The sequence below is a fragment of the Fischerella sp. genome, assembly GCF_013388695.1.
Taxonomy (GTDB): domain Bacteria; phylum Cyanobacteriota; class Cyanobacteriia; order Cyanobacteriales; family Nostocaceae; genus PCC9605.
On record NZ_JACAEU010000037.1, the window covers coordinates 21232 to 27532 of the forward strand.

At 45.6% G+C, this 6301-nt stretch carries 3 protein-coding genes and 1 pseudogene; 3 read left to right on the forward strand and 1 reads right to left on the reverse strand.

What is annotated here, in order from left to right:
• Positions 1 to 19: 19 nt before the first annotated feature.
• Positions 20 to 1477: a diaminopimelate decarboxylase gene (lysA, locus tag HXY43_RS06305; RefSeq protein WP_290881285.1), complete on the reverse strand. Its 1458-nt coding sequence runs from the start codon at positions 1475 to 1477 to the stop codon at positions 20 to 22.
• Positions 1478 to 2063: 586 nt separating this feature from the next.
• Between lysA and rimI the strand changes: the two genes are divergently transcribed.
• From rimI to HXY43_RS06320, 3 genes and pseudogenes are all read left to right on the forward strand, one after another.
• Entirely contained in the window at positions 2064 to 2618 is a 555-nt protein-coding gene (gene rimI / locus HXY43_RS06310) for a ribosomal protein S18-alanine N-acetyltransferase (protein WP_290881287.1), read from the forward strand.
• Positions 2619 to 3113: 495 nt separating this feature from the next.
• A complete protein-coding gene (locus tag HXY43_RS06315; RefSeq protein ID WP_026734190.1) occupies positions 3114 to 5585 on the forward strand; it encodes an ATP-dependent Clp protease ATP-binding subunit in 2472 nt (823 codons plus the stop codon).
• Positions 5586 to 5905: 320 nt separating this feature from the next.
• Positions 5906 to 6010 (forward strand): annotated as a pseudogene (locus HXY43_RS06320) (transposase); the annotation flags it as partial.
• Positions 6011 to 6301 lie beyond the last annotated feature (291 nt).

Here is a 6301-nt window from a genome sequence, read left to right on the forward strand (position 1 = left end):
ACTTACCAAGGACTAATGACTAATTTTTTAATCTTTCTGGTAGACAATCCTGTCGAATCAAGTCTTGATAAGTTTCGCGTTGCAAAATCAAATTTGCTTCGCCATTCGCCACCACAACAGCTGCCGGTCGGGGCAAGCGATTGTAGTTAGATGCCATACTGTAATTGTAAGCACCAGTTGCCATAACTACGAGTACATCCCCTGATTCAGTTTTGGGCAGCTGGGCATTATGAATCAGAATATCCCCTGATTCACAATGTTTACCAGCAATTGTGACTGTTTCTGTTAGGGGAGCAGACATCCGATTGGCCACTACAGTACGATACACTGACTGGTAAGTAATAGGACGGGGGTTATCAGACATCCCGCCATCAATTGCTAGGTAGGTGCGGATATCGGGAACAACTTTAGATGAACCTATAGTGTAGGCTGTGATGCAGGCTGTGGCAATTAGCGATCGCCCAGGTTCGCAAAGTAATTTCGGTAGAGGCAAGTTTTCTGCTGCACAAGCGGTTTGAATCACTTCACAAATGGGTTTTACCCACTCTTCAATGCTGGGCGGATCATCCGATTCTATATATTTGATCCCTAAACCACCACCAACATTTAACTCTGTTACAGTTAAACCGTAATCAGCCGCTTGACTCATCCACTGCACCATCACCGCAGCTAAATCCTGATGCGGTTGGCGTTCAAATATTTGGGAACCGATATGAGCGTGTAACCCCACACAGTTTAGGACAGATTGCTTGCTGACAAAAGTAAACAATTCATCCAAATCGTTGGGATCAAAGCCAAACTTACTATCTAGGTGTCCCGTACGAATATATTCGTGGGTGTGGCACTCGATCCCCGGCGTGAGGCGGAGCATGATTCGGATAGGGTGGTGGGGTGATGGGGTGGTGGGGTGAGAACTTCCCCCCATCTCCCCATCTCCCAATCTCTCCATCTTTTCTGCTATCTCCACTAAGGTATGCAACTCATACCAGTTATCCACGACGATCGTGCAACCGGACTGGATTGCCAAAATCAATTCTTCCCGAGATTTATTATTTCCGTGGAAGTAGATTTTTTCCGGACTCGCACCTGCATTCAGGGCAGTGTAGAGTTCGCCTCCAGAAACGACATCAATTCCCAAACCTTCTGATGCGGCGATCGCACAGACTGCTAAACAACTCCATGCTTTGGAAGCGTACAATACTTGAGATTCACCCTTATAGTAGCGCTGGCAACTTTCCCGGTATTGGCGGCAAGCCGTTCGCAGGGTTTCTTCATCTAAAATATACAACGGTGAACCAAATTGCTGCACGAGAGTTGTCACATCACAACCCCCTATTTCTAGGTGGTCTTGACTGTTAACTTTCGCACTCAGCGGTAAAATTTCCTGATTTGGTGAAACATTGATATTGTTACTGCTTGTTTGCGGTAAATACTGTTTAGCAGAAAGTTGAACCCCACCAGGGTGAGTCGATACCATAACTATTAATAGTTGTCCTTGTCTTAATTACAAGCGATTAGCGGGTATGCCGATTCCCAGTTTACCCAATAACGCGCTTCTTCGCCCCTGCCTTTTGGTTCTGGAATAGTAGTGATTTGGCGCAAGGGTAAGGGGCAAAGGGAAAAGGTAATTTACTTTACTCTTTTGCCTTTTCCCTGTAAGCGACCTATAGCCATCAATATTTGCGTAGTCAATTACTAATTGCACCAACACAACCTCGCCAAAGATAGATAATTTTTCTCTGGCTTGGAAGTATCAAAAAATAAACTAGTCTTGGGGATTGGGTAAAGGGTAAAGGAATTTATTAACCTTTCACCTTTGTTGCCAGTCGCTACAACCCAACGGCTCTTTCTACAACGGAGGGAACCACCAAGGGCGCACTCACTCACCCTGCACCGAAGCCGCTACGCGTCTATGGGCGGCTTTCCGTAAGGGTAGGGCGTCTACGGGAACCTCCAAGGGCGCACTGGCTCCTCTTTTCCTCTTCCCCCTCTTGTTTTTCCCATGCCCCTTGCCCCATACCCTTTGGCTTCTGTCTTCTTGTCAGTGGAATTACCAACAAAGCGTGAGCAAATCGAAATTAGAACTGAAATTAATAACAACACCAGATTTGAATGCGGTGCTGGAGCTAGATATGGCTTGTTTTGGCGGTCTTTGGACACTGGAAGCTTACCAAAGAGAGTTAGACAGCCCTAACAGCGTTTTACTTGGTTTATTTGCGCCTTTATCTCCGTTAGAACTTCTGGCAATGGGTTGCTATTGGTCAATTTTAGAAGAAGCCCACATTACAATATTGGCGGTTCAACCCCAATACCAAGGGCAAGGATTAGGACAGGCAATGCTATATTCTCTGCTTAAGACTGCTCACGATCGCGGCTTGGAACGAGCTACCCTCGAAGTACGAGTTTCTAATCAAGCAGCTATTTCTTTATATCAAAAATTTGGGTTTAAAACTGCTGGACGGCGGCGACGTTACTACAAAGATAATGATGAGGACGCGCTGATTCTTTGGTTAGGAGATATGCAATATCCAGAATTTCAAAATACTTTGGAAACCTTACGTGCCAAAATCAGCGATCGCCTCAGTCAATTTTCTTGGTATTTAGTCAATAGTCATTAGTCATTAGTTAATGGTTAGTAGTTAGTGGTTAGTAGTTAGTGTTTGTTAACTATGCCCAATGCCCGATGCCCAATGCCCAGTGCCCACTCCCCCATCTCCCCATCTCCCACTCCCCTGTAAGAGGTATAGTTGAGCAATAAGCTGTTAATTTTATTAACTTAAAATAATTTTTACTTTCACACTGTATATTATAAAAAATTATCATATTGTTCTAAAAGGTATTGACAGTAACCTAAATATATGGTATATATCTCTACTTGGGATTGGCATTAAAAACTCATAAATCTAAACTTTTCGTCTGTAGTCAATCTCCAGAAAAGACGGTAAATTCAAGCTCCTCAATACATAGTCAATAAAAAGTAATAAATAGCAAACAATTTCCCATCAATCCTGGGTGATCCTGGTTGAATGTCTATTTCTTTATACAGACATTCAACTTATTTGGCTGTGCTAAAATCAGCGTACCGGCACGACGCAGGTGATGGGAAAAATGCCATGTTTGAACGCTTCACAGAAAAAGCCATTAAGGTAATCATGCTGGCCCAGGAAGAGGCACGCCGCCTGGGACACAATTTTGTGGGTACCGAGCAGATCCTCCTGGGTCTGATTGGAGAAGGTACCGGAGTGGCGGCCAAGGTGCTGAAATCTATGGGCGTCAATCTCAAGGATGCTCGGATTGAGGTAGAAAAAATCATAGGTCGAGGATCGGGCTTTGTCGCTGTGGAAATTCCGTTTACGCCACGGGCAAAGCGGGTTCTAGAACTATCCTTGGAAGAAGCGCGCCAATTAGGGCATAACTACATTGGCACCGAGCATCTGCTGTTGGGCCTGATCCGAGAAGGGGAAGGTGTAGCAGCCAGGGTGCTAGAAAACCTGGGCGTGGATCTCTCTAAGGTTAGAACTCAAGTAATCCGGATGCTGGGAGAAACCGCTGAGGTGGGCGCTCCCGGTGCTCAATCAGGACGCAATAAGACCCCGACCTTAGATGAATTCGGCTCCAACTTGACGCAAATGGCGTTGGATGGCAAGCTCGATCCCGTGGTGGGACGCGCCAAGGAAATCGAGCGAGTGATTCAGATTTTGGGTCGCCGCACCAAAAATAATCCGGTGCTGATTGGAGAACCAGGGGTCGGTAAGACCGCGATCGCCGAAGGTTTAGCGCAACGCATTGGCAACAAAGATGTCCCCGACATTTTGGAAGACAAGCGCGTAGTCACATTAGATATTGGTTTACTCGTAGCAGGAACAAAGTACCGAGGTGAATTTGAAGAGCGTCTGAAGAAAATCATGGATGAGATTCGTCAGGCGGGAAATGTAATTTTAGTAATAGACGAAGTACACACCTTAATTGGTGCGGGTGCGGCGGAAGGCGCTATTGATGCGGCGAACATCCTCAAGCCAGCCTTGGCCAGAGGTGAATTGCAGTGCATTGGTGCCACAACTCTAGATGAATACCGCAAGCACATTGAGCGGGATGCAGCCCTAGAACGTCGCTTCCAGCCAGTGATGGTCGGTGAACCAACTGTGGATGAAACAATAGAAATTTTGCGGGGTCTGCGGGATCGCTACGAGCAACACCACAAACTGAAAATTTCCGACGATGCGTTGATTGCGGCGGCGAAATTGTCCGACCGTTACATTAGCGATCGCTACTTACCAGACAAAGCCATCGACTTGATTGATGAAGCTGGTTCTCGGGTACGCTTGATTAACTCCCAACTACCACCCGCAGCCAAGGAATTGGACAAAGAACTGCGCCAAATATTAAAAGAAAAAGACGACGCAGTTCGCGCCCAAGATTTTGACCGCGCTGGCGAACTACGCGATCGCGAAATGGAAATCAAAGCCGAAATTCGCGCGATCGCTCAAAGCAAGGCTGGTGGTGGTCGTGCAGATGGCGAAGAACCTGTAGTTAACGAAGAAGACATTGCCCATATTGTTGCTTCTTGGACAGGCGTACCGGTGAACAAACTCACCGAATCCGAGTCCGAAAAGTTGCTACACATGGAAGACACCTTGCATCAGCGCCTAATTGGTCAAGAAGATGCTGTGAAAGCAGTTTCACGGGCAATTCGCCGCGCTCGTGTTGGCTTAAAGAACCCCAACCGACCCATCGCTAGCTTTGTCTTCTCCGGGCCTACTGGTGTAGGTAAAACCGAGTTGGCAAAAGCATTGGCATCTTACTTCTTCGGTTCCGAAGAAGCAATGATCCGCCTGGATATGTCCGAATACATGGAACGCCACACCGTCTCCAAGTTAATCGGTTCGCCTCCAGGTTACGTTGGCTACAACGAAGGCGGTCAACTCACCGAAGCAGTACGCCGTCGTCCTTACACCGTGGTGCTGTTCGACGAAATCGAAAAAGCGCACCCCGATGTCTTCAACATGCTGCTGCAAATTTTGGAAGACGGTCGCTTAACCGATGCTAAGGGTCGTACAGTTGACTTCAAGAATACCTTGCTAATTTTGACATCCAACATTGGTTCCAAGGTGATTGAAAAAGGTGGTGGCGGTATTGGCTTCGAGTTCTCTGAAGACGCTAGCGAGTCGCAGTACAACCGAATTAAGTTCTTGGTGAATGAAGAACTGAAGAACTACTTCCGTCCAGAATTCCTCAACCGTCTGGATGAAATTATCGTCTTCCGTCAACTGAGCAAGGAAGAGGTAATGCAAATTGCCGATATCATGCTCAAGGAAGTATTCGGTCGCCTTACCGAAAAAGGAATTTCTTTGGAAGTTACCGATCGCTTCAAAGAGCGGCTGTTGCAAGAGGGTTACAACCCCAGCTACGGTGCAAGACCGTTACGTCGGGCAATTATGCGCTTGCTAGAAGATAGCCTCGCAGAAGAGATTCTGTCTGGTCGTATCAAGGAGGGTGACGTCGCTATTGTTGATGTGGAAGAAGGCGGTACTGTGACAGTACGCGCCGAACAGCGCCGAGAATTGATGACTCCTGGTGTTGAGTAGATTTTAGGTTTTGGAATTTGAATTTAGTCTGAAATTTAAAATTTAGAAATTGAAAACGGTAGAGGATGAAAATCCTCTACCGTTTTTTTGTTGTACTGTGCGATCTACACTTGCAGCGATTGTGAAAACATCTGTATTTATTTTTATCTTTGGCAGGGAAAACCTTCGGAAGCAATGACAGCAATGTTTGTTGAAGTACTTTGAACAAAAATGTTGAGCGCAGTCCCTACCTAGAGGGTGTTTGAAAAGTAGGGCAGGTTGTAAAAAAGTTCTCTCAGTATAAGCTGTGAATAGATAATAAACAGCACCGAGAGAGCGACATGAGTAAAGCTTACCCCAGCAACCTGACATATGCACAATATGAATTTCTCAGTGACCTGATTCCAGAGGCCAAACCAGGTGGACGCAAGCGTGAAGTCGATATGTGGTCACTCGCTTCGCTCCAATTAAAAATTCAAAATTCAAAATTCAAAATTGAAATCCCCACAATTAAAATTGGGGGCTTGTACCCGAAATTAATTAAAAATTTTTATTTCTTCTTAATTTTGCATTTTGAATTTTGAATTTTTAACTACTAACTACTAACTACTAACCACTAACAATCACAGGGTAAGAGCATCTCAATCAGGCTTGACACAAGGAATCAGAAGAATCTAAAGTGTTGCTAATGAAAAAACAATTGAGAACCTGAACCATATAATTGTTATCCATAGCAG